22 protein-coding genes are annotated in these 22,689 nt (G+C 70.0%); 7 read left to right on the plus strand and 15 right to left on the minus strand.

All coding sequences use genetic code 11. The features are described 5' to 3' along the window. Nucleotides 1-39: 39 nt before the first annotated feature. From rnc to OG194_RS13110, 7 genes are all read right to left on the minus strand, one after another. Nucleotides 40-885, minus strand: coding sequence for a ribonuclease III (gene rnc / locus OG194_RS13080; RefSeq protein WP_442811541.1), 846 nt, complete (start codon nucleotides 883-885; stop codon nucleotides 40-42). A gap of 19 nt (nucleotides 886-904) precedes the next feature. Continuing rightward, nucleotides 905-1,078: a 50S ribosomal protein L32 gene (gene rpmF, locus OG194_RS13085; RefSeq protein ID WP_015657589.1), complete on the minus strand. Its 174-nt coding sequence runs from the start codon at nucleotides 1,076-1,078 to the stop codon at nucleotides 905-907. 2 nt (nucleotides 1,079-1,080) lie between these two features. Beyond that, nucleotides 1,081-1,734: a YceD family protein gene (locus OG194_RS13090; protein ID WP_327401049.1), complete on the minus strand. Its 654-nt coding sequence runs from the start codon at nucleotides 1,732-1,734 to the stop codon at nucleotides 1,081-1,083. Nucleotides 1,735-1,889: 155 nt separating this feature from the next. Then, nucleotides 1,890-2,981 carry an ATP synthase F0 subunit B gene (locus tag OG194_RS13095; protein WP_327401050.1) on the minus strand — a complete coding sequence of 364 codons (1,092 nt, stop codon included), beginning with the start codon at nucleotides 2,979-2,981 and terminating at the stop codon, nucleotides 1,890-1,892. A 99-nt stretch (nucleotides 2,982-3,080) separates the two neighbouring features. Beyond that, entirely contained in the window at nucleotides 3,081-3,560 is a 480-nt protein-coding gene (gene coaD / locus OG194_RS13100) for a pantetheine-phosphate adenylyltransferase (RefSeq protein WP_327407049.1), read from the minus strand. Nucleotides 3,561-3,586: 26 nt separating this feature from the next. Next, the gene (gene rsmD / locus OG194_RS13105; protein WP_327401051.1) at nucleotides 3,587-4,174 is read right to left on the minus strand and encodes a 16S rRNA (guanine(966)-N(2))-methyltransferase RsmD; all 588 of its coding nucleotides are present in this window, start codon (nucleotides 4,172-4,174) and stop codon (nucleotides 3,587-3,589) included. A gap of 78 nt (nucleotides 4,175-4,252) precedes the next feature. After that, nucleotides 4,253-7,480, minus strand: coding sequence for a helicase-related protein (locus OG194_RS13110; RefSeq protein WP_327401052.1), 3,228 nt, complete (start codon nucleotides 7,478-7,480; stop codon nucleotides 4,253-4,255). Nucleotides 7,481-7,648: 168 nt separating this feature from the next. Here OG194_RS13110 and OG194_RS13115 point away from each other — a divergent pair, with 168 nt between their 5' ends. Next, on the plus strand, nucleotides 7,649-9,475 hold the full coding sequence (locus OG194_RS13115) for an HSP90 family protein (RefSeq protein ID WP_327401053.1): 1,827 nt from the start codon (nucleotides 7,649-7,651) through the stop codon (nucleotides 9,473-9,475). Then, nucleotides 9,475-12,426 carry a tetratricopeptide repeat protein gene (locus tag OG194_RS13120; protein ID WP_327401054.1) on the plus strand — a complete coding sequence of 984 codons (2,952 nt, stop codon included), beginning with the start codon at nucleotides 9,475-9,477 and terminating at the stop codon, nucleotides 12,424-12,426. The genes OG194_RS13115 and OG194_RS13120 overlap by 1 nt, the downstream gene beginning before the upstream one ends. Nucleotides 12,427-12,451: 25 nt before the next feature. On the opposite strand, the gene OG194_RS13125 is transcribed toward OG194_RS13120, so the two are convergent. Next, nucleotides 12,452-14,119, minus strand: a complete 1,668-nt coding sequence (locus OG194_RS13125; RefSeq protein ID WP_327407050.1) for a DAK2 domain-containing protein — start codon at nucleotides 14,117-14,119, stop codon at nucleotides 12,452-12,454. A gap of 260 nt (nucleotides 14,120-14,379) precedes the next feature. On the opposite strand from OG194_RS13125, the gene rpmB reads away from it, so the two are divergent. Beyond that, the gene (gene rpmB / locus OG194_RS13130; protein ID WP_003973430.1) at nucleotides 14,380-14,565 is read left to right on the plus strand and encodes a 50S ribosomal protein L28; all 186 of its coding nucleotides are present in this window, start codon (nucleotides 14,380-14,382) and stop codon (nucleotides 14,563-14,565) included. Between the two features lie 98 nt (nucleotides 14,566-14,663). On the opposite strand, the gene thiD is transcribed toward rpmB, so the two are convergent. Both thiD and OG194_RS13140 read right to left on the minus strand, forming a co-directional pair. After that, nucleotides 14,664-15,458 (minus strand): bifunctional hydroxymethylpyrimidine kinase/phosphomethylpyrimidine kinase, encoded by a 795-nt coding sequence (thiD, locus tag OG194_RS13135; protein WP_327401055.1) that lies wholly within the window; start codon nucleotides 15,456-15,458, stop codon nucleotides 14,664-14,666. Next, nucleotides 15,455-16,420 (minus strand): thiamine-phosphate kinase, encoded by a 966-nt coding sequence (locus tag OG194_RS13140; protein WP_327401056.1) that lies wholly within the window; start codon nucleotides 16,418-16,420, stop codon nucleotides 15,455-15,457. Before OG194_RS13140 ends, thiD begins: the two co-directional genes overlap by 4 nt. Nucleotides 16,421-16,623: 203 nt before the next feature. Between OG194_RS13140 and OG194_RS13145 the strand changes: the two genes are divergently transcribed. Both OG194_RS13145 and OG194_RS13150 read left to right on the plus strand, forming a co-directional pair. After that, a complete protein-coding gene (locus OG194_RS13145) occupies nucleotides 16,624-16,857 on the plus strand; it encodes an Lrp/AsnC family transcriptional regulator (RefSeq protein WP_327401057.1) in 234 nt (77 codons plus the stop codon). A gap of 20 nt (nucleotides 16,858-16,877) precedes the next feature. After that, nucleotides 16,878-17,369 (plus strand): DUF3515 domain-containing protein, encoded by a 492-nt coding sequence (locus tag OG194_RS13150; RefSeq protein WP_327401058.1) that lies wholly within the window; start codon nucleotides 16,878-16,880, stop codon nucleotides 17,367-17,369. A 1-nt stretch (nucleotide 17,370) separates the two neighbouring features. Here the strand turns inward: OG194_RS13150 and OG194_RS13155 are convergent, their stop codons facing one another. The 3 genes from OG194_RS13155 to OG194_RS13165 form a co-directional block, all read right to left on the minus strand. Next, nucleotides 17,371-18,528: a D-alanine--D-alanine ligase family protein gene (locus OG194_RS13155; RefSeq protein WP_327401059.1), complete on the minus strand. Its 1,158-nt coding sequence runs from the start codon at nucleotides 18,526-18,528 to the stop codon at nucleotides 17,371-17,373. Nucleotides 18,529-18,712: 184 nt separating this feature from the next. Next, entirely contained in the window at nucleotides 18,713-19,723 is a 1,011-nt protein-coding gene (locus OG194_RS13160) for an NAD(P)H-dependent glycerol-3-phosphate dehydrogenase (protein WP_327401060.1), read from the minus strand. Further along, entirely contained in the window at nucleotides 19,720-20,529 is an 810-nt protein-coding gene (locus tag OG194_RS13165) for a lysophospholipid acyltransferase family protein (protein ID WP_327401061.1), read from the minus strand. Before OG194_RS13165 ends, OG194_RS13160 begins: the two co-directional genes overlap by 4 nt. 144 nt (nucleotides 20,530-20,673) lie before the next feature. On the opposite strand from OG194_RS13165, the gene cofC reads away from it, so the two are divergent. Continuing rightward, nucleotides 20,674-21,312, plus strand: a complete 639-nt coding sequence (gene cofC, locus OG194_RS13170) for a 2-phospho-L-lactate guanylyltransferase (protein WP_327401062.1) — start codon at nucleotides 20,674-20,676, stop codon at nucleotides 21,310-21,312. Between the two features lie 19 nt (nucleotides 21,313-21,331). After that, complete coding sequence (locus OG194_RS13175; protein WP_327401063.1) at nucleotides 21,332-21,535, plus strand: hypothetical protein; 204 nt, start codon at nucleotides 21,332-21,334, stop codon at nucleotides 21,533-21,535. Between the two features lie 104 nt (nucleotides 21,536-21,639). On the opposite strand, the gene OG194_RS13180 is transcribed toward OG194_RS13175, so the two are convergent. Both OG194_RS13180 and OG194_RS13185 read right to left on the minus strand, forming a co-directional pair. After that, nucleotides 21,640-22,254, minus strand: coding sequence for an HU family DNA-binding protein (locus OG194_RS13180; RefSeq protein ID WP_327401064.1), 615 nt, complete (start codon nucleotides 22,252-22,254; stop codon nucleotides 21,640-21,642). A 138-nt stretch (nucleotides 22,255-22,392) separates the two neighbouring features. Then, on the minus strand, nucleotides 22,393-22,623 hold the full coding sequence (locus OG194_RS13185; protein ID WP_033282690.1) for a hypothetical protein: 231 nt from the start codon (nucleotides 22,621-22,623) through the stop codon (nucleotides 22,393-22,395). Nucleotides 22,624-22,689 lie beyond the last annotated feature (66 nt).

Below are 22,689 nucleotides of genomic sequence, written 5' to 3' on the forward strand. Positions count from 1 at the left end.
GCCCCACTCGGGGACGGGCGCTCGGGTCGCGCTGTTCGGTCAGGCGGACGCCGACGACGTGTCGGCGCTCTCCTCGGCAGGCTGCTCAGCGGCCTCGGCGGCGGTCTCGACGGCCTGTTGTTCGGCCGCCTCCTTCGCCTTCTCGGCTCGCTCGTCCGCGTCGGCCCGGATGGACCGCCAGGCGGACTCGGCGGCCTGCTGCTCCGCCTCCTTCTTGCTGCGGCCGGTGCCGGTGCCGTACGAGACGCCTCCGACGCGGGCGGCAGCGGTGAAGGTCTTCTCGTGATCGGGGCCGGTCTCCGTGACCAGGTACTCGGGGACACCGAGCCCCTCGGTCGCGGTGAGCTCCTGGAGACTGGTCTTCCAGTCCAGGCCGGCACCGAGGTTCGAGGACTTCTCGATGAGCGGGTCGAACAGGCGATGTACCAGTTCGGAGGCCGCGTCGAGGCCCTGGTCGAGATAGACCGCGCCGATCACCGCTTCCAGGGTGTCGGCGAGGATGGACGCCTTGTCCCGGCCCCCCGTGCCCTCTTCACCGCGGCCGAGCCGGATGAAGGAGCCGAGTTCCAGACCGCGACCGACCTCCGCCAGCGCACGAGAATTGACCACCGCGGCCCGCAACTTGGCCAGTTGGCCTTCGGGCAGGTCGGGGTGGGTCGTGTACAGCGTGTCCGTGACGACGAGGCCGAGCACGGAGTCCCCGAGGAACTCCAGCCGCTCGTTCGTCGGCAGACCGCCGTTCTCGTACGCGTACGAACGGTGGGTCAGCGCACGCACCAGAAGGGCGGACTCGAGGTGATACCCGAGCCGCCCTTCCAACAGCGTGTGGGACGAGGCTGTGTCCGCGTGTTTCTTGGCGACTGAGTCGGCCTTGACGTCAGACATGGTGCCTCTCACCAGCCGCTCAGACCTCGAGGACCTGGCGCTTGTTGTACGTGCCGCAAGAAGGGCACGCGATGTGCTGCTGCTTGGGCTCGTGGCAGCGCTCGCACGCAACCAGAGGGGTGACCGCAGCCTTCCACTGCGACCGGCGGTGGCGCGTGTTGCTGCGCGACATCTTCCGCTTCGGAACAGCCACGGCTACTTCTCCTGCTTCTCGTTGGCGCGCGCCGGTCGGGGCGCCTCGCCACTGATCTCGTCCTTCTCGCCGTCTTCGAGTGAACCGGCGAGTCCCTGCAGTGCCGCCCAACGGATGTCGACGGCGTCATGGTGGTGGTCCGGGTCGTCCGTGAGCCGTACCCCGCACTCGGAGCACAGGCCCAGACAGTCGTCCTGGCACACCGGCTGCATCGGCAGTGCGAGCACCACCGCATCGCGCAGCACGGATTCGAGGTCGAACAAGCCGTCCTCGATGAAGAGCCTGTCCTCGTCTTCCTCGGCGTCGTCGACCGGTTCCGCTTTGGGGCGGCCACGGTCGTCGGCGTCAGGGTACGAGAACATCTCCTGGAAGTCCGCTTCGAGCGACAGCTCAAGCGGCTCCAGACACCTTACGCACTCCCCCTTGGCCGTTGCACGGGCGGTGCCTGTGACAAGCACCCCTTCCATGACGGACTCAAGGCGGAGGTCGAGCTCCACCGGGGCGCCTTCCGGCACTCCGATGACCCCCTGGATCCCGAGATCCTTGGGAGCGTCGATCGAACGGTTCAGGCGCAGCAGCGCACCAGGACGCCGACCCAGCTCGTGAGTGTCGAACACGAGAGGGTTGCGGTGGTCGAGGCGGGCGTTCAGAGCCATCCCTGTCTTTCGGTCTGCTGAGCTCATGGGGCGCCGCCCTTCGGTGCTTCCGGGCAGCGGTGATCGCGGACGTACACGCGACCGAAGAACCAGGATACTGGACCTTTCGCTCACGGCCCAATCCGGTGCGCGCTCTCGGCCACCGGCCCGGATCGTTACAGGCCGCGACCCTGCTCGTACGCCCGCAGCTGCTCCGCGCTGATCATGCCGGTGTCGAAGAGACTGGTCTCGTCGAGCGCGTAGCCCTGCTGACCCTGGGCCTGCTGGTTCTGCTGCGGGTCGACCTGGGCCTGCTGCATCTGGTTCGGGTCGTACACGGGCTGCTGACCGGTGTCGTAGCCCTGGTAGGCGTAGGGGTCGGCCTGCTGGTACCCGTACGGGTCCTGCTGCTGGGGCTGGGCGTAACCCTGCTGCTGGTAGCCGTACGGGTCCTGCTGCTGGGCGGTCTGCTGGTAGTCGTAGGCCGCCTGCGGGGCGTAGTCCTGCTGCTCGGGCTGGAGCGGGGTGGCCGAGACCGGGGTGTCCGTGACGGTCGCGAGGTCGGCGAGGTAGTCGGCGTCGCTGGTGTGCTGGACCTGGTTGCCGTCGTCGTCGAGGGAGAGGGCGCCGAGATCGTCGCTGGCGAGCCGCCCGTGCAGCTTCTGCCGGCCCTTCCCTACGGCATCCAGGGTCTTGGCGAGCACCGCCTCGAAGGCGCCGAGCTTGACGTCCACGTACGCGTCGGCGTCGCGGCGCAGGGTCTCGGGGTCGTGGCTGCGCTCGGGGGCGTCCTCGTCCTCGTAGCCCTGGTCGTCGATGCCGGGGCCGGTGCCGAGCAGCTTCTCGCGGCCGCGACCGACCGAGCCGAGGGTCTTGGTGAGGACGACCTCGAAGTTGGCGAGCTTGGAGTCGACGTAGTCGTCGGCCTCCGCGCGGACCTCCTCGGCCTCCTGGCGGGCCTCGGCGAGGATGCGGTCGGCCTCGTTCTGCGAGCGGCGGGCGACCTCGGTGTCGGAGATCAGCGAGCCGCGCTCGGCGTGCGCGGTGTGGATGATCCGCTCGGCCTCCTGGCGGGCCTGCTCGACCATCTCGTGCCGGCCGCCGATCAACTCCTGCGCCTCCGCCAGCGAGTCGGGCAGGGCCGCACGCACCTCTTCGAGCAGCGTGAGCAGCTCGGCGCGGTTGACCACGCACGAGGCCGACATGGGCATGGACCGGGCGCTGGAGACCGAGGCGACGATCTCGTCGAGCTTCTTCTGCACGTCCACCGTGTGCTCGCCACTCTCTACCGACGTGTTGGAGACGGACGGGTCGACTGTACGACCACTCCCGCCCCGCCCGACACCGGATGACGCACTGTCAGTGCCTCAGCCCTGGCCGAGCCGCTCGTGGAGCGCTTCCAGGACGATCGGCGGCACCAGGTGGGAGATGTCGCCACCCCACTGCGCGACCTCCTTGACCAGCGAGGACGACAGGAAGCTGTAGGTGGGGCTGGTCGGGATGAACAGGGTTTCGACGCCCGACAGCCCGTTGTTCATCTGGGCCATCTGGAGTTCGTAGTCGAAGTCACTGACCGCGCGCAGGCCCTTGACGATGGCCGGGATGTCGCGCTGCTTGCAGAAGTCGACGAGCAGGCCGTGGTACGCCTCGACCTGGATGTTGCCGAACTCCGCGGTGACCTCGCGGATCAGCTCGATCCGCTCGTCGACGGTGAACATGCCCTTCTTCGACTGGTTGATCATCACGACGACGTGCACGACGTCGTACAGCCGGGAGGCACGGGCGATGATGTCGAGGTGTCCATTGGTGATGGGGTCGAACGACCCCGGACAAACGGCGCGGCGCAACTGAGTTCCCTCGCTCTCCGGTCCGGTCATCGTGCGTCTTCGCACGTAGAGGCGGCGCGACCGTACCAAAAGGTCCCCTCGCCGTAGCGACGGGCCCGGATCGCGTCGAATCCGTCCGGCCACCCGAATTCGCCGCCTCTGGTGCTGCGCTCCACGGTGACGAGAGCGTCCGGCGCGAGCCAGCCCCCGGACCGGAGTGTGAGGAGAATCTCCCGAAGATCGTGATCTGCGACAACGTACGGCGGGTCGAGGAAGACGATGTCGTACGGGTCTGCCGGCGCCGTCGTCTGGACGATCTGCTCCACTTTGCCCGCCCTGACCTCGGCGCCGGGGAGGCCGATGTTCTTGACGTTCTCCCTGATGACGCGGGCGGCCTTCGGGTCGGCCTCCACTAGGAGGGTGTGGCTCGCGCCGCGGGAGAGGGCTTCGAGGCCGATGGCGCCCGAGCCCGCGTACAGGTCCAGGACTCTTTCGCCGTTCAGGGGGGCGCCGAGGAGGGACTGCCAGGTGGAGAAGAGGCCCTCGCGTGCGCGGTCGGAGGTGGGGCGGGTTCCGGTGCCGGGCGGGACGGCTAGTCGACGTCCGCCGGCTTCGCCGGCGATCACGCGGGTCATCTGGGGTCCTTGCTTGTGGGCGTCTTCAGGTATCAGTGTGGCTGGTCGCGCAGTTCCCCGCGCCCCTGGGGGTCGCACCTAGCCCTTTTCCAAGTACTGCTCTCTCTCCTCGTCCAGTAGGGCGTCCAGAGCTGTCCGCAGGGCCGGAAGGTGCTCCAGGTCGGGATCGGACTCCACCACCTTCGTCGCCTCCTCCCTCGCCTCCGCGATGACCTCCTCGTCCTCGATGACCGACAGCACCCGCAGGGACGTGCGGGCACCGGACTGGGCCTGCCCCAACACATCGCCCTCTCTGCGCTGTTCGAGGTCGATGCGGGAGAGTTCGAAGCCGTCGAGGGTGGAGGCGACAGCGTTGAGGCGTTGGCGGGCGGGGCTGGCCTCGGGCATTTCGGAGACCAGGAGGCAGAGGCCGGCGGCCGAGCCACGGCCTACTCGGCCGCGGAGCTGATGGAGCTGGGAGACCCCGAAGCGATCAGCATCCATGATCACCATGGCCGTGGCGTTGGGCACGTTGACGCCGACCTCGATGACCGTCGTCGCGACCAGGACATCCGTGTCCCCTGCGGCGAAGCGGCGCATCACGGCGTCCTTGTCGTCGGGGTGCATACGGCCGTGCAGCACCTCGATCCTCAGCCCCTGGAGCGGGCCCTTGGCGAGTGCGGCGGCGATATCGAGAACGGCGAGCGGTGGGCGCTTCTCCGCATCGTCCTCGGGGGACTTCTTCTTGGCCTTGCCTGCCTTCTTGGGGTCGTCGTCCTCGTCGCCGATGCGTGGGCAGACGACGTACGCCTGATGGCCGTTGGAGACCTCCTCGCGGACGCGCTCCCAGGCGCGGGCCAGGAAGTGGGGTTTGTCGGCGGCGGGGACCACATGGCTGGCGATGGGTGAACGGCCTGCCGGGAGCTGGTCGAGGATCGAGGTCTCCAGGTCGCCGAAGACCGTCATGGCGACCGTGCGCGGGATGGGGGTGGCGGTCATGACGAGGAGGTGCGGGGGCTGTTTGCCCTTGCTCCGCAGGGCGTCGCGCTGTTCGACGCCGAAGCGGTGCTGTTCGTCGACCACGACCAGACCCAGGTCGTGGAACTGGACCTTGTCCTCGATCAACGCGTGCGTGCCGATCACGATCCCGGCCTCGCCGGTGACGAGGTCCAGGAGGGCCTGTCGCCGTCCGGCCGTCCCCATGGACCCGGTGAGCAGCGTGACCTTGGTCGCCCGCTCGGCCCCGCCCAGCATCCCGCCCTCGGCCAGCTCCCCCATCATCTCGGTGATGGAACGGTGGTGCTGCTGCGCGAGCACTTCAGTGGGGGCGAGCATCGCCGCCTGACCGCCGGCGTCGACCACGGCGAGCATGGCTCGAAGGGCCACCATGGTGTTGTGGGTCACTGTGAAGTTGTCGGTGACGTAGGCATGGCTGGGGTGCGCGACGCTGATGCACTGGACGGGCTTACGTCCGACGTACTCAACTGCCCGGATTCCGCGGCGGAACGTGTTGTATTTCGGCCTGGGCCCTACGCGTTCGGCCTTACGGGCGAGCCTGAACGGAGCGTATTCGTCGGGCAGGGCCACAGAGACGTTGAAGGACGCCTTCTTCGGCAGGACACGTGCCCGACCGCCGAGTGAACGCACCAGCCAGGCAACGTCGTTCGCCAATACGAGCGAGGCAGAACAGAACGAGATGCTGAAGCCGTCTGCGCTGACGGTCCCGTCCGTGTCCATCAGCCCTTGCAGCAGAGCAAGGCGGTTCTTGATCGATGTGTTCTTGAACTCGTCCGGAACGAACTTTCCGTGCGATGTGACACCCCAGAGATTGAACCCACGCAGGGTCTGAATCACGGGGTTGCGGACGCCTCCGGCCCGGTGGCCAAGTTGAATGGTGAAGTCACAACGAGATCCTTTCACCGGGACCACTTGGCACTCTGGGGCCACAACTGTCGCCACGGCATCACGGATCTCGTCGTCCATCGTGGACAACCGCAGGTTGTGCCGGAACGAGCCGTCGCCCAGAAGGACACCGAACAGGTAGGGATCGAGAGGCAGTCCGCAGTCGCCGCCTAGATCGACCGGAGCGGCTGCCGGGAGATACCACTTCGAGGATCCGTTGGCCTTGAACGTGTCCAGGCGGATCTCCCGGGTCGTCATGACCTTGGGAGTCTGTCCTCGGTGCCACCCGCCGCTCGTGCCGACGATCCAGAGATGTTTGTCGTCGCACTCCACGTGGCTGCCGTCGGAGAGGACCAGGCGCCAGACCTCACGCTCCCCCTGGGGGAAGACCCCGTCGATCAGCGCGATCTCCCCGTCCGGCACGACAACCTCGTCCCTCACCGTCAGATCGCCCATACGACGGAACCCGGCGGGTGTGAGCACGAGCGAGTCGAGCGGCTGCGCCTTGCCCGATCCCACCTCCCCTTGCAGCAGCCGGTGCATCGGATGCTCCGTAGCCAAGTCGTCGAAGATCTCCTTGGAGACCTTCACCTGGCCCTCCGTGAGGGTGAACGGGAGGCGGTCGTCGAAGGCCGTGAGGAGGCCGTCGGGGGACGGTTTGCGGGCTACGGCGGGGAGTTGGGCGTCCGCGTGGCGGCGGCGGGCCAGGGCCACCTGGAGGACGAAGGCCTCGTCCCACTTGAGGCGGTCGCGGGCTGCGGCGATGTCGGCCTTGGTGTGGGGGCGGTGGATCTTGAGGAGGGCTTCGGGGAGGGAGACCAGGCCGCGGCCTTCACGGAGGGAGTCCGGGAGCGGGTCCACGGCTTCCTGGGCGCTGGGCAGTGCCGTCTGGAGGGCCTTGCCGATCTTCCAGGACTCCAGTTTGGCGGTGGCGGGGTAGATGGGGATCAGACTGCCCGCCCAGGTCTCCACCGTCTCCTCGGCGTCGCCCTTCAGCAACTCGTATGCCGGATGAGCGAGTTGAAGGCGGCGGTTGAAGACGGAGACCTTGCCGGCGAACATCGCGCGTGTGCCCGGCAGCAGTTCCTTGTGGGGTTTGTGAACTCCCGAGCCGAAGAAGACGAGTTGGAGTCGGCCGCTGCCGTCCGTGATCGTGACTTCGAGACGCTGGCCCTTGCCCCGGGGGGCCTTGCTGGACGCGAAGGTGTGCAGCCGGGCGTCGGCGACCTGGGCGACCACGGTGACGTGCTCGTCCATCGGCAGCTCGGCGAGGTGCGTGAGCTGGCCCCGCTCCTCGTACCGGCGCGGGTAGTGGTGCAGGAGGTCGCCCACTGTGTGCAGGCCGAGATGCTCGGCCATCACCTTCGCGGTGGCGGGGCCGAGCACCTTTTTCAGGGGTTCTTCCAGTGCGGGCACGAGATCCATTGCACACCACGCCACTGACAATGCCGTATACGTCTTGCGAAACTCCTGGTCAGGTGGGTCGTTCGAGGCCTAGGATGGCGCGCTCCGGCCATCCCCCGCGGTCACCGCCTCACAGGGACCGCCCGACCCTCGCGCCGATCGCACTTCCCCCACCTCGGCGCTGCGACGATGGACTCCCAGACCTCACAGTCATCCCAGGCATCCCAGTCACCTCACACGTTCCAGGTCGACCTGCGCGGTCTGGTGGACCTGCTCTCCCATCACCTCTACTCCAGCCCCAAGGTCTATCTGCGCGAGTTGCTGCAGAACGCCGTGGACGCGATCACCGCCCGCCGGGCCGAGCAGCCCGACTCCCCTGCCCTGGTACGGCTGTTCGCCGACGGGGGCACCCTGCGCGTCGAGGACTCCGGCGTCGGGCTCACCGAGGCGGACGTACACAACCTCCTCGCGACCATCGGCCGTAGCTCCAAGCGCGCCGACGGGCTCCAGGAGGCCCGTTCCGACTTCCTCGGGCAGTTCGGCATCGGGCTGCTCGCCTGTTTCGTGGTCGCCGAGCGGATCCGGGTCGTCAGCCGCAGCGCCCGTACGCCGGACGCGCCGCCTGTGGAGTGGACCGCGACCGACGACGGCTCGTACACCGTGCGGACCCTGCCCGACGCCGAACGTCCCGAACCGGGCACCACCGTGCACCTGGTGGCGCGCGCGGGTGCCGGCGAGTGGCTCACCAAGGAGAAGGTCCTCGCGCTGGCCCGGGACTTCGGGGCGCTGCTGCCGTACGACGTGCGCGTGGACGGCGAGGCGATCACCGACCTGCCCGCGCCCTGGGACCGGTCGTACCCGAGTCCCAGCACCCGGAGGGTGGCGCTGGCCCGGCACTGTCACGAACTGTTCGGGTTCACGCCGTTGGACTCGATCGACCTGTCCGTGCCGCTCGCGGGGATCCGAGGGGTGGCCTATGTCCTTCCCGGTGCCGTGAGTCCGGCGCAGCGGGCGAGTCACCGGGTGCATCTCAAGGGCATGCTGCTGACCGAGCGGGCCGAACAGCTGCTGCCCGACTGGGCGTTCTTCGTGCGCTGTGTGCTGGACACGGACAGCCTGCGGCCCACGGCGTCGCGCGAGTCGCTGTACGAGGACGAGACGCTGGCCGCCGTACGGGAGGCGCTCGGGGAGCGCATCCGGGGCTGGCTGACCGGGCTCGCGGCGGGTGATCCGGAGCGTCTTGCCGCGTTCCTGTCGGTGCACCACCTGGGGGTGAAGTCCCTGGCGCGGCACGACAAGGAGATGCTGCGCACGATGCTGCCGTGGCTCCCGTTCGAGACGACCGACGGACGGGTGTCCCTGGAGGAGTTCGCGCAGCGCCACCCGGTGGTGCACTTCACGCGGACCGTCGAGGAGTACCGGCAGGTCGCCCCGATCGCGTCCGCGCAGGGCATCGGGGTGATCAACGGCGGTTACACCTACGACGGCGAGCTGGTCGAGGCGCTGCCGTCGGTGCGCCCGGGGACGGTGGTCGCCGAGCTGGACTCGGACACCGTGACCGCGCACCTGGACTCGGTCGATCCGGCCGAGGAGCTGGCCCTGGCGGACTTCCTGGCCGCCGCGCGGGCCAAACTGGATCCCCTGGGCTGCGATGTGGTCCTGCGGGCGTTCCATCCGCTGTCGGTGCCCGCGCTGCACCTGGACGACCGCTCCGCCCGGCACGAGCAGGCCCGCGCGGAGGCCGAGGAGCAGGCCGACGACCTGTGGGCGGACATCCTGGGCTCGCTGCGGGGCAGCGCTCCACGCGCGCGTCTCGTGCTCAACCACCTGAACCCGCTGATCCGGCGGATCAGTTCGTTGAGGGACCGGGACCTGATCGGGACGGCCACGGAGTCGCTCTACGGGCAGGCACTCCTGATGGCGCAGCGACCACTGCGCCCCGCCGATTCGGCACTGCTGAACCGGGCGTTCATCGGCCTCCTGGAGTGGGCCACACACGGGGAGGGCGACCACTGATGACAGGGATCACGGACTTCGACGCGCTGCGCCGGGCGATGGCGGAGAACTCCGAGGAGCCGGAGGGACCGGCCCGCAACGCGCGCGCGGAGCACCTGCTCGCCGAGGCCGAGAAGCTGGACGTCCCGCTCGCGGTGATCGAGGCGCTCGGACATCAGCTGAAGGTCTACAACTACAGCTCCGAGAAGGCCAAGATGTTCGTCCCCTTCGCGCGCCTGCTGCGCATGTGGGACGAACGGCCCGAGGACTTCGACGAGTACGAGGTGCACTCGCTGCACTGGGTCTTCAAGTGGGTGTCGTCCGGGATGCTGGGCCAGCCGCACATCCCACTCGCGTCGATCGAGAAGTGGCTCGGCGAGATGGAGCACCGCTACCGGCTGGCCGGACACTCCGAACGGGCTGTGCGCAGCGCGGAGTTCAGCGTCGCCTCGCACGTCGGCGACCTGGCGCGGGCCGAGCGTGCGTACGCCGCGTGGCTGGCCGCCGACCGCGACACCATGGCCGACTGCCACGCGTGCGAACTGCACACCCAGGGCGAGTGGCAGGTGCAACAGGAGCGGTACGCCGAGGCCCTCGACCTGTGGGAGCCGGTCCTGGAGGGCGAGTTCACCTGCGCCCACGAACCGCACACCGTCCTCGCGTCCTCCCTGACCCCGCTGCTGCGCCTGGGACGGGCCGACGAGGCGCGCGCCCATCACCTGCGCGGTTTCCGTCTCGTACGGCCCATGGAGAGCATGCGGGGCGCCTACGCGGACCATGTGGAGTTCTGCGCGCTGAGCGGCAACGAGGCGCGCGGTCTTGAGCTGCTCGCGGAGCGTCCGGCGTACTTCACGGACTCCGGGAACCCGCGCAGCGGGCTGGACTTCCTGTCGGTGGTGGCCCTGTTGATGGACCGCCTGACCGAGCTGGGCCTCGGCGACCAGCAGGTACCGGGGCCGGCCGGCCGTGCCTGGACGGCACGCGAACTCGCCGCGCACGCACGCGTGGAGACCCTCTCCCTGGCCGCCCGCTTCGACGAGCGCAACGGCACGACCCACGTCGGCGACCAGGCACGCGCGCGCATGGACCAGCAGCCCCTGGTGGAACGGCTCCCCCTGGGAGTGCGTTCGGCGGCCAGGCCGGTCGCGGCACCCGTGCCGACGGCGGCACCCGAGGTCATCCCGGAGAAGGACCTCACCGCGCTCCTCACGGAGGCGCGACGACTGTCGGACACCCTCCAACCGCACGCTGTAGAGGCCTGGTTGGCCGTCTCGCAGGCTTCCGAGGGCGTCGAGCTGTCCGCCCGCGACCGCGCCGAGATCGCCGACCACCAGGCGATGGACCGGGGCCCCGAGGGCATCGCCCTCTTCGACCGCGCGGCCGGACTGTTCGCCGAGGCGGGCGACCCCGGGGAGGCGTGGGCGGCACGCGCGCGTGGAGCGTACGTACGCGCTCTCACGGGCGAGGTCGACGAGGCCTTCGCGGCGATCGCCGAGCCCTACGACGGGGTGCTCGCCCTGTACGCCGAGGACGGCACCGGCGTACGGCAGACGGCGGCCGTGCTGATGAGCCGGGCGCGCATCCTGATGCGCAGGGTCCATGGGGACTCCCCCGACCACAAACCCGACAGCGCGGACCTGGCCGCCGCCGAGGCCGCCGTACGGGAGGTGCTGGCTCTCGTCGAGGGGCGGCCCCTTCCTGGTGACGTGGATGATGTGCGGCTGGCCGCGCGGGGTGCCGAGGGGCAGGCGATGCTGGCCGAACTCGCGGTGCGGGCCGGGGATGTGGAGACGGCCGTACGGCTGTTCTCGAAGGCGTCGACGGCGTTCGTGGTCGCGGGGCTGCCGTGGTTCGCGGTGGAGTACGAGGCCCGGCTGGCCGGGCTCGCCCATCACCTCGGTGACGTCACGGAGGCGGAGCGGGCGCTGCGGGCGGCGCTGGAGCACGGTGGGCCGTATCTGGAGGCCCCTGGGCGGGCGCAGCTGCATCTCCAGCTCGCCGAGGTGCTCGGCGGCCGGGGGCGGTCCGAGGAGGCCGCTGAGCACGCCCTGGAGGCCGCGCACTGGTCCGACGAGGCGGGCGAGGGGCCGACGCTGGGCGCCTGGGCGCGGCACCAGCTCGGTGGCTTCCTGTTGCGCCAGGGCCGGTGGGCCGAGGCGGCAGAGGTGCTGGAGTCGGCGCTGCCCGATCTGAGCGTCGAGACGCACGGCGACGGCGCGATCGTCCAGACGCAGTGGTGGCTCGGTGACTGCCTGAGCGAGCTGGGCGAGCATCGCGCGGCGGCCGAACGGCGGTTGCAGGCGGCCGAGATCGCCCGGCACTGGCCCGAGCAGAACGACCACGCGACGCTCGCCCACCTCGCCGCCGAGTCCCTGGGCCACGCGGAGCTGCCCGCCGAGGCCGACCAGGCGTACGAGCGCGCGGGCGACCTGTGGCGCTCCCTGGGCAACGTGCACGGGCTCGTCCGCTCGCTGCGCGCCCGCGCGTGGCTGGCGTTGCGCGCGGACCGGGCGGACCGGGGCCTGGACCGCGCGCGGGAGTTGATGGCGGGCGCGATCCAGGAGTGCGAGGCCGCGCTGCTCGTGACCGACGACCAGGAGGCACGGCAGCGGCTCACCGGCGAACTCGGCCACACGCACCGGCAGTTCGGCGAGCTGCTGGCCCGTTCCGTCGCCGAGGAGGCCGAGGACACCGCGATCCAGGCCGCGTTCGAGGACGCCCTGACGCAGACCGCGGAGTCGGTCACCGTGTTCGCGGCCCTCGGGGAGGGCGCGGTGCACACCCGCACCGGCGCCGAACTCGCCGCGGGCTGGCTGGAGGCCGACCTCAGCCGCCCCGCCGACGCGGCGGCACGCGCGCGTGGGGTGCTGAAGGCCTACGAGGGTGCCGACGACGGCGACGAGACGGTACGGGCCCGTCGCGCCGAGGCGGAGCAGCTGCTCCAGCTGATGGAGGAACAGACGGAGAAGTAGGGGGAGTTGGGGTGGGGCCGGGGTCCTACTCCACGCCGATGAGCAACAGGGCACCCTGTCGGCCGCCCCGGTACACCACCGTGTCGACCGCGAGGTACGACTCCCGGACGTGGATCTCCAGGATGTCGGCGACGCTCACGGGTGCCTCGTCGCCGAGGACGAGCGTGACCAGTTCGCCGCCGGCCGCGAGCATCCGGTCGAGGACGGCCCGGGCGGTGGCCGTGACATCGGCGCCGATCACCGCCACATCGCCGTCGACGAGACCCAGGACGTCCCCGGCCTGGCAGATGCCGGCCATGGTCCAGGACTGGCGTTCGGCGACGGCGACCTCGGCGTAGCGGGTCGCGCCCGCCGCCGAGGTCATCGAGACGACGTCCTCGTCGAAGCGCCGCTCCGGCTCGTGCACGGCGAGCGCCGCGATCCCCTGGACCGCGGAGCGCGTCGGGATCAGCGCGACCCGGATGCCCTCGGCCCGGGCCTGCTCGGCGGCAGCCGCGGCGGTGTGCCGCAGCTCCGCGTCATTGGGCAGCAGCACGACCTCACGCGCGTGTGCCCGCCGTACGGCCGCGACCAACTCCCCACTGGCGGGCGGCTCCCCGGGGCGCGCGAGCACGGTGGTCGCGCCTGCCTCTCCGTAGAGCCCGGCCAGACCCTCCCCAGGGACCACGGCGACGACGGCCCGCTGCGCGCGCTCCCTGGGCGGCCGTTCGGCACCGGTGGTGTGGACGTCACCGAGCCCGAAGTGCGTGATCCGGATCCGGTACGGCCGTCCGGCCTCGACGCCCGCCTCCACGGCGGCACCCGCGTCGTCCACGTGCACGTGGACGTTCCACAGGCCGTCGCCGCCGACCACGACGAGCGAGTCACCGAGGGCGTCCAGCCGCTGCCGCAGCCGCGTCACGGCGGAGTCGTCGGCCTCCAGGAGGTAGATCACCTCGAAGGCGGGGCCACCGCCCTCGCAAGGGGTGACTTCGGAAGCACCTGAATCCAGAACGGCCTCCACGCGTGCGTGCGCCTCCAGAACCGTGAAGACCGGGACCTCTCCCGTGAACGTCTCCACCAGCGCGGCCAGCACCGCCACCAGCCCCCGCCCGCCCGCGTCCACGACTCCCGCGCGCTCCAGGACGGCAAGCTGCCCCGGGGTCGCGGCCAGCGCCGCGCACGCTCCCCCGTAGGCGGCCCGTGCCACGGCCCCGCAGTCGCCGTCGGTGCCGTCGGCCGCGTCCGCCGCGGCCGAGGCGACCGAGAGGACGGTGCCCTCGACGGGGTGGGCCACCGCGTGCCGGGCGGAGTCGGCCGCGCGGCGCAGGGCGAACCGTAGGCCCTCTCCGTCCGTGTGAGCCGTCTCACCGTCGGCGGCGAGGACCTGGGCCATGCCCCGGAGCAGCTGCGCGAGGATCGTCCCGGAGTTGCCGCGCGCCCCTATGAGCGCCCCGTGGGCCATCGCGCGGGCGGCGTCGGCCAGCGGCGGTTTCCGCTCGGTCAGGGTGCCGTGTCCGTCGAATACCGCCTCGACCGCGGTGACGGCGGACTCCATGGTCAGGTACAGGTTGGTGCCGGTGTCCCCGTCGGCCACCGGGTACACGTTGATCGCGTCGATCTCCTCGCGCGCACGCCCCAGCGCCCGCAGCGCGAGACCGCACCAGGTGCGCACCGCGAGAGCATCGAAGAATGTCTGCGGCACCTGCGGCACCTGCGCCTCCTTGAGCTGCTGGACTGGCAACGCAGCGTAGACCCCGGAACGGCCCGGGCCCGAGGAGGGCCGGAGCGGGCCCCCGACCAGGCATGGTAGTTTCGTTGTACCGGCGCGGTCGTTGTATGCTGCTCCGGTTGCCCGATCCCGATCGGGCCATCCCCCCTGGCAGTGCCACTTCCAGATCCTACGATCTCGATCCCGGCATGCCGGGATCATCCGTAAGTGCATCTGTGCATCTGAAGTCTTTGGAGTGACCCGTGGCTGCCAACTGCGACGTCTGCGGCAAGGGGCCGGGCTTCGGCAACAACATCTCGCACTCGCACCGCCGTACGTCCCGTCGCTGGAACCCGAACATCCAGCGCGTCCGTACCGTGGTCAGTGGGACGCCGAAGCGCGTGAACGCTTGCACCTCGTGCATCAAGGCCGGCAAGGTCTCGCGCTGACGTACTGCTAGCGCGCGGCCACTGCTGGTTCGCTGCATCGAGCCGGTCCACCTCGTGTGGGCCGGCTTTTTGCCATGCCCTCTCAGAAGAAGCGCACTTCAGGAAAGCTCACGCCGCAGCGCCCACCCATGATCCACCGGCCCGATCCCCCCACCGAGCGCGAACCCCGCCGCGATCGCCCCCGTGACATACGCCTTCGCCGCCGTCACCGCCTCCGGCACCGACTCTCCCTTGGCGAGCTGTGACGCGATCGCCGAGGCGAGCGTGCAGCCGGTCCCATGGGTGTGCCGGTTGTCGTGCCGAGGCACCCGCAGCCAGTGCTCCTCAGCACCGTCGGTGAGCAGATCCACGGCGTCACCCGGCAGATGACCACCTTTGATCAACACCCAACGCGGCCCGTACGACAGCACGGCCGCCGCCGCCTCCCGCAACTGCCCCTCCGACTCGACCCGTACGCCGGTGAGTTGCGCCACTTCGTCCAGATTCGGCGTGGCCACGGTCGCCACCGGCAACAGCTTCGTCCGTACGGCGTCCAGCGCGGAGGCCGCCAGCAGCGAGTCCCCGTGCTTCGAGATGCCGACCGGGTCGACGACCGTAGGGACGTCCGTATCGCCGATCAACCCCGCGACCGTCTCGACGAGTTCGGCCGACGCGAGCATCCCGGTCTTCACGGCCTGTACGCCGATGTCGTCGACGACGCTGCGGTACTGGGCGCGCACCGCCTCCGCCGGAAGTTCCCAAGCGCCCTGCACGCCGAGGGAGTTCTGCGCGGTGACCGCCGTGACGACGCTCATGCCGTGCACGCCGAGCGCCAGCATCGTCTTCAAGTCGGCCTGGATCCCGGCCCCTCCACCGGAGTCGGAGCCGGCCACCGTCAGTACGAGAGGCTTCACGACTCGATGTCCCCGAAGTGGTCCCAGCCGCCCTTGCTGTTCCAGGGCGCCCCGTCGACCGTCACCTGGGGCAGCGCGGAGGGGTTGAGGACCTCGCCGATGACCTTCCAGCGGGCCGGCAGCTTCACGTCCGGCGCGAAGGTCGCCACGATCGCGTGGTCCTCTCCCCCGGTGAGCACCCACTGGATGGGGTCGACGCCGACGGCCTGCCCGATGTCGTTCATCTGCGTCGGGACGTCGATCGCGCCCGACCGGATGTCGATGCGGACCTTGCTGGCCTCCGCGATGTGCCCGAGGTCGGCGATCAGCCCGTCGCTGACGTCGCACATCGAGGTCGCGCCGAGCCCGGCCGCCGCCGGACCCGCGTGGTACGGCGGCTCGGGGCGCCGGTGCGCCTCCACGAACGCGCGCGGCGAGCGGAAGCCCCGCGACAGCACCGCGAACCCGGCCGCGGACCAGCCCAGCCAGCCCGTCACGGCGACCACGTCACCGGGCTGCGCACCGCCCCGGGTGATCGGCTCACGGCCGCGCAGATCGCCGAGCGCGGTGATCGACACCATGATCGTGTCGCCTCGTACGACATCGCCGCCGACCACCGAGGCGCCCGCGACCTGGCATTCGTCGCGCAGGCCGTCCATCAGCTCCATGGGCCAGGTGACCGGGAGTTCGGCCGGTACGACCAGGCCGAGGAGCAGCGCGGTCGGTACGGCGCCCATGGCGGCGATGTCCGCGAGGTTCTGCGCGGCGGCCTTGCGTCCGACGTCGTAGGCGGTGGACCAGTCGCGGCGGAAGTGGCGGCCCTCCAGCAGTATGTCGGTGCTCGCCACGACCCTGCGGTCGGGCGCGGCGACGACCGCGGCGTCGTCGCCGGGGCCGACCCGGACCGCGGGGGTGGTGGTGAGCCGGGAAGTGAGCTCCCTGATGAGCCCGAACTCCCCCAACTCACCGACGGTGCCCTTCATCGTTCGTCCTCTTCTCGTGACGGCAGCGCCCGGTCGCGAGCCGTCGGTGTGCTCGGTACGGTCGAGGTGACCGTCGACTTCAGTCGTGCCCGCGCCCCGGCGCAAGGGCCCGGACCTCCGCGGGTCTCCCCGTGGTGAGCGGCGACGCGATACCGTGGCGTTCCTTTTCCCCACATGATCCTCGTGGCCGCCCTGGAGGTTCCGTGGTACAGGCGTACATCCTGATCCAGACGGAGGTCGGCAAGGCGTCGACCGTCGCCGAAGCGATCAGCAAGATCCCTGGAGTGATCCAGGCCGAGGACGTGACAGGACCGTACGACGTGATCGTGCGGGCCCAGGCCGACACGGTCGACGATCTCGGCCGCATGGTGGTCGCCAAAGTCCAGCAAGTGGACGGCATCACCCGCACCCTGACCTGCCCGGTGGTGCATCTGTAGCCCCCGTCTACCCTTGGCCGGTGAACTCTCTCCGCCACCGGCACCGTTCTGTCATCGGGCTGTCCGTGCTCGCCGCGCTGATCACCGTCGCGGGCTGCTCCTCAGCAGACGACAGCGCGTCGGCGACGGTTCCCTCGCCGGGCGCGAAGGTCACCGGGCTGTGCCGGAACCTGGACAAGATGCTGCCGTCGAAGGTCGACGACCTGGGCCGCCGGGATCCCGAGCCCGCGTCCGCGCTGACCGCGGGCTGGGGGAACCCGGCGATCATACTGCGCTGCGGTGTCGTCAGACCCGCCAAGATGAACGACCCGGAGGCCGACGGTGTCGAGGTGAACGGTGTCGGCTGGCTCCTCCAGAAGGAGGACGACGGCTCCTTCCGTTTCACCACGACGCTGCGGAAGGCGTACGTAGAGGTGACCATCCCGAAGGACCGCACCGGAGACGGCATGGCGCCCCTGGTCGACCTCGCGAAGTCCGTCAAGAAGGCGATCCCCGCGGGGATCGCCGACTAGCTCAGCGCAGTCCGGTCGACCGGCGCAGGGCCGCCTGCACCAGCAGGTCCACCAGCTCGCCGTAGGGCACGCCGCTGGCCTCCCACATCTTCGGGTACATCGAGATCGGCGTGAACCCGGGCATCGTGTTGATCTCGTTGATGACGAACTCGCCGTCTTCGGTAAGGAAGAAGTCCGCCCGCACGAGCCCCTCGCAGGAGGCCGCGTCGAAGGCGTCCACCGCGAGCCGCTGGACCTCGGCGGTCTCCTCCGGCGTCAGCGGGGCGGGCACGATACCGGGGGTCGAGTCGATGTACTTCGCCTCGAAGTCGTAGTACGCGTGCTCCTGGGGCGGCGGAATCTCGGCCGGCACACTGGCCCGCGGTCCGTCCTCGAACTCCAGGACCCCGCACTCGATCTCGCGGCCGCGCAGCGCGGCCTCCACGAGGATCTTCGGGTCGTGCCGCTGCGCCTCCTCGATCGCCTCGTCGAGACCGGCCAGTTCGTCGACCTTGGTGATGCCGATCGACGACCCCGCGCGCGCGGGCTTCACGAACAGCGGCCAGCCGTGCTCACCCGCGAAGTCGATGATCTTCTTGCGTGCGGCGGACTCGTCCCGCTCCCACTCGCGCGGCCGGATCACCACGTAGGGGCCGACCTTGAGGCCGAACGAGGTGAACACCCGCTTCATGTACTCCTTGTCCTGGCCGACGGCCGAGGCGAGCACACCCGCGCCCACGTACGGCACACCGGACAGCTCCAGGAGTCCCTGAAGGGTGCCGTCCTCGCCGTAGGGGCCGTGCAGGACGGGGAAGACGACGTCGACCTCGCCGAGGGCCTTGGGCACGGATCCCGGTTCGCTGACGACGACTTCACGGTTCCCGGGGTCGAGCGGGAGCACCACGCCACCCTCGCTCGACTCGGCGAGTTCCTCGACGTCCGGGGTACGGCGGTCGGTGATCGCCATCCGCTCCGGGGCGTCGGCGGTGAGGGCCCAGCGGCCTTCGCGGGTGATGCCGATCGGCAGGACGTCGTACTTGTCCCGGTCGATGGCCGCGAGGACGGCGCCGGCGGTGACCACGGAGATCCCGTGTTCGGAGCTGCGACCGCCGAACACGACGGCCACACGCGGCTTGCGAGGCGGCTGCTCAGGGTTCTGGGAGAGGTTCTCGGTGCTCATATCGCGATGAGAGTACCCGGTGGTAGCGCTTTGAGTCAGCGTCCGTTGACGGCAGGCGGTTCGTACAGCGCCCCAAAGGGGTGCGGGGCTGTATCGACATGCGGCTACCGCCGCGCGGGCGCGACGAGCCACGACGGAGCCGCAGCCGCGCAACGACACTCAGCAGCACCCCTTGGCGGAGCCCTCAGCGGCGCTCAGGCTTGGCGCTGCGCGACATCAGCTCCTTGACGGCCACCACCGGCGACTTCCCCTCGTGCACGATCTCGAACACCGTCTCCGTGATGGGCATGTCGACATCATGCCGCCGGGCCAAGTCCAGCACGGACTCACAGGACTTGACGCCCTCGGCGGTCTGCTTGGTGACCGCGATCGTCTCCTGGAGGGTCATGCCCTTGCCGAGGTTCGTACCGAAGGTGTGGTTGCGCGACAACGGCGAGGAGCAGGTCGCCACCAGGTCGCCCAGGCCCGCGAGCCCGGAGAACGTGAGCGGGTCCGCGCCCATCGCGAGCCCGAGCCGGGTCGTCTCGACGAGCCCCCGGGTGATGAGCGAACCCTTCGCGTTGTCCCCGAGCCCCATGCCGTCCGCGATGCCGACGGCGAGCCCGATCACGTTCTTCACCGCGCCGCCGAGCTCGCAGCCCACGACGTCGGTGATGGTGTACGGCCTGAAGTACGGCGTGTGACAAGCGGTTTGGAGCCGGCGGGCCACGGCCTCGTCGGTGCACGCGACCACCGCGGCGGCCGGCATCCGGGAGGCGATCTCCCGCGCGAGGTTCGGCCCGGAGACCACGGCGATACGGTCCCGGCCGACCTTGGCGACGTCCTCGATGACCTCGCTCATCCGCATGACGGAGCCCAGCTCGACGCCCTTCATGAGCGAGACGAGGACCGTGTCGGGCGCCAACAGGGGTGCCCAGTCGGCCAAGTTGGCGCGCAGCGTCTGCGAAGGGACCGACAGGACGGTGAAGTCGGCGTCGGCGGCGGCCTCGGCGGCGTCGGTGGTGGCCCGCAGGTTCTCCGGGAGTTCGACACCGGGGAAGTAATCGGGGTTCGTACGCGTGGAGTTGATGGCCTCCACGACCTCCGGGCGCCGCCCCCACAGCGTGACCTCGCACCCCGCGTCGGCGAGCACCATGCCGAAAGCCGTGCCCCACGAACCGGCGCTGAAGACAGCCGCCTTGACCGGCTTGCTCACGTGCCCTGCCCCTCTTCCTGCTCGACCTTCGGCTCAAGTGCCGACTGGGCCTGAGCCTCCAACTCCTGTGTTTCCACGGCCGTCCGGCGCCGCTGCTCGATCCGCTCGCGGCGCGGGTCGTAGGGCGTCTCGGGTGCCTTCGCCTCGCGGATCCGCTCCAACAGGCGGGTGATGTCGGCCATGATGACCTCGGTCGCCTCCTTGAGGAGGTCCGGGCTCATCTCCTTGCCGTAGAACCGGGTGAGGTCCACCGGCGGGCCCGCGAGCACATGGCTGGTCTTGCGCGGAAAGACCTGCAACTTCTTGGCGTACGGCGGGAGCAACTCGTTGGCGCCCCACTGCGCTACGGGAATCACCGGGCACTGGGTCTGCAGGGCCACCCGCGCGGCACCGGTCTTGGCGGTCATGGGCCATTGGTCGGGGTCCCGGGTGATGGTGCCCTCGGGATAGAACGCGACGCACTCACCGCGTTCCACGGCGTCGATCGCGGCGCGGAAGGCACTCAACGCGTCCGTGGTCTCGCGGTAGACGGGGATCTGTCCGGTGCCGCGCATCGCGGCGCCGACGAATCCCTTCCCGAAAAGGCCGCTCTTCGCCAGGAATCGCGGAACACGTCCGGTGTTGTACTGAAAGTGTCCGTATGCGAAGGGGTCCACTTGTGAATTGTGGTTCACGGCGGTGATAAACCCGCCCTCGGCCGGAATGTGCTCCATTCCGCCCCAGTCCCGCTTGATCAGAACCACCAGCGGCGGTTTGCAGAGGACCGCTGCGAAGCGGTACCAGAACCCGATTCTGCGGCGGGGCACGCGAACACCTTCCTCTTGGACCTGGGGGGCCGCACAAGTGTCGCCCCAGGCCGTCGGTCTGTCGAGAACACCGTACGCCCCGCCACCGACACCGCCAGGGGCGCCGGGTGACAATGGCCGCGACAAGAGAGGGGCGGAACGCCCGTGCAGTGGACCTTGGTCATCCCCCTGAAGCCTCTGGCGCGCGCCAAGAGCAGGCTCTCGGACACCGCGGGCGACGGGCTGCGCCCCGGCCTCGCCCTCGCCTTCGCCCAGGACACCGTGGCGGCCGCGCTGGCCTGCCCGGCGGTCCGTGATGTGGCGGTCGTCACGGACGACGTCCTGGCCGGCCGCGAACTGGCCGCGCTGGGCGCCCGTATCGTCGCCGACGAGCCGGGAGGCGGCCTGAACGCCGCTCTGCGGCACGCGGCGGCGGCCGTGCGGGTTTCCCGACCCGAAAGCGCCGTGGCGGCCCTGAACGCCGATCTGCCGGCTCTGCGCCCCGCGGAATTGGCCCGGGTCCTGGACGCGGCCGCCGAATTCCCCCGCGCTTTTCTCCCGGACGCGGCCGCAATCGGCACCACCTTGCTCACCGCCCGAGAGGGCCGCGAATTGCGCCCGGCTTTCGGCACGGATTCCCGCGCCCGCCATCGCGCCTCGGGGGCGAGCGAACTCATCCTGGACGCGGTGGATTCCGTACGACAGGACGTGGACACCGGCGAGGACCTGCGGGCGGCACTGGCCCTCGGGGTGGGGCCGCGCACGGCGGCAGCGGCGGCGGGGCTGCTGATTCCGGGGCAGTGACCGGCAGTAGGCTGCGGCCATGCAGGCGACCGCTTACACCTACGACGCCGGGACCCGTACCGGAAGTGTGCTGCTCGACGACGGCACCCCGGTGTCCTTCGACGCCGCCGCGTTCGACGCGGGCGGGCTGCGGCTGCTCAGGCCGGGACAGCGGGTGCGGATCGAGACCGAGGGGCCCGAGGACGGCCTCAGGGTCACGCTGGTGACGCTCCAGACCTTCTGAACGCCCTTTCCGTACGCGCCCCTTCCGTACACCCCTGAACACGCCGCGGGCCGGACTCCCAGAGGGAGTCCGGCCCGGCGCGTGAGTGCCCTTGCGCCCCGTGACTAGCGGGTGGTGGCCTTCTTGGCGGTGGTCTTGCGCGTCGCCGACTTCTTGGCGGGGGCCTTCTTGGCCGTCGCCTTCGTGGCGGTGCCGGTGGCCTTCTTGGCCGCCGTCTTCTTGGCCGTCGCCGTGGTCTTCTTGGCGGTGGCCTTCTTGGCCGTGGCCTTCTTCGCGACGGTCTTCTTGGCGACCGTCTTCTTCGCCACGGTCTTCTTGGCGGCAGACGCCTTCTTGGCGGTGGTCTTCTTGGCCGCGGCCTTCTTGACCGTCGCCGAGGCGGTGCCGCTCAGGCTGCCCTTGGGCGCCTTCTTGACGGCGACCTCGCCACCGCGCGGGAGCTTCTTCGAGCCGCTCACCAGGTCCTTGAAACCCTGGCCCGCGCGGAAGCGCGGCACGGAGGTCTTCTTGACCCGAACCCGCTCGCCCGTCTGGGGGTTGCGGGCGTAACGGGCCGGACGGTCGACCTTCTCGAACGAACCGAAGCCGGTGACCGAAACCCGGTCCCCATTGACGACGGCACGGACGACCGCGTCCAGAACCGCGTCGACCGCCTCGGCGGCCTGCTGACGGCCACCGACCTTGTCCGCAATCGCTTCTACGAGCTGCGCCTTGTTCACGTCTTCCCCTTCGGAGACATTGCCGGAACGAAACTGCTCCGGCTTTTTCGCACGTTAGGCAGATATATACCGCAAATCAAACACGAAACGGGCTAATCACCCGTGCGCCGCAACGAACTCGACTGTCCTGGACTTGTTTCAGCGTTCCTCTTCCGGGAATCGACCCGCGTCGAGGTCCTCTGTGAACCGGTCCAGCCGCCTTGTCGCGTCGGCGAGATCGTGCTTGGCCGCGGCCGTAATGACCAGCAGCTTCCGGGCCAGCGCCATCCGTACGCCCTCCGGGACTTGCAGTGCGCGCACCCTTGTGTGCGCTTCTTTGAGTTGGTCCGCGACTGCCGCATAGAGCTTGAGTTGGCCGTCGTGTTCCATGCACAGATTGTGCCATCTGGGGCGAGTTGTCGCCTGCGGGGGTAGCAACTGGTGCCTCAAACAGCC

The organism is Streptomyces sp. NBC_01288 (genome assembly GCF_035982055.1).
Classification (GTDB): domain Bacteria; phylum Actinomycetota; class Actinomycetes; order Streptomycetales; family Streptomycetaceae; genus Streptomyces.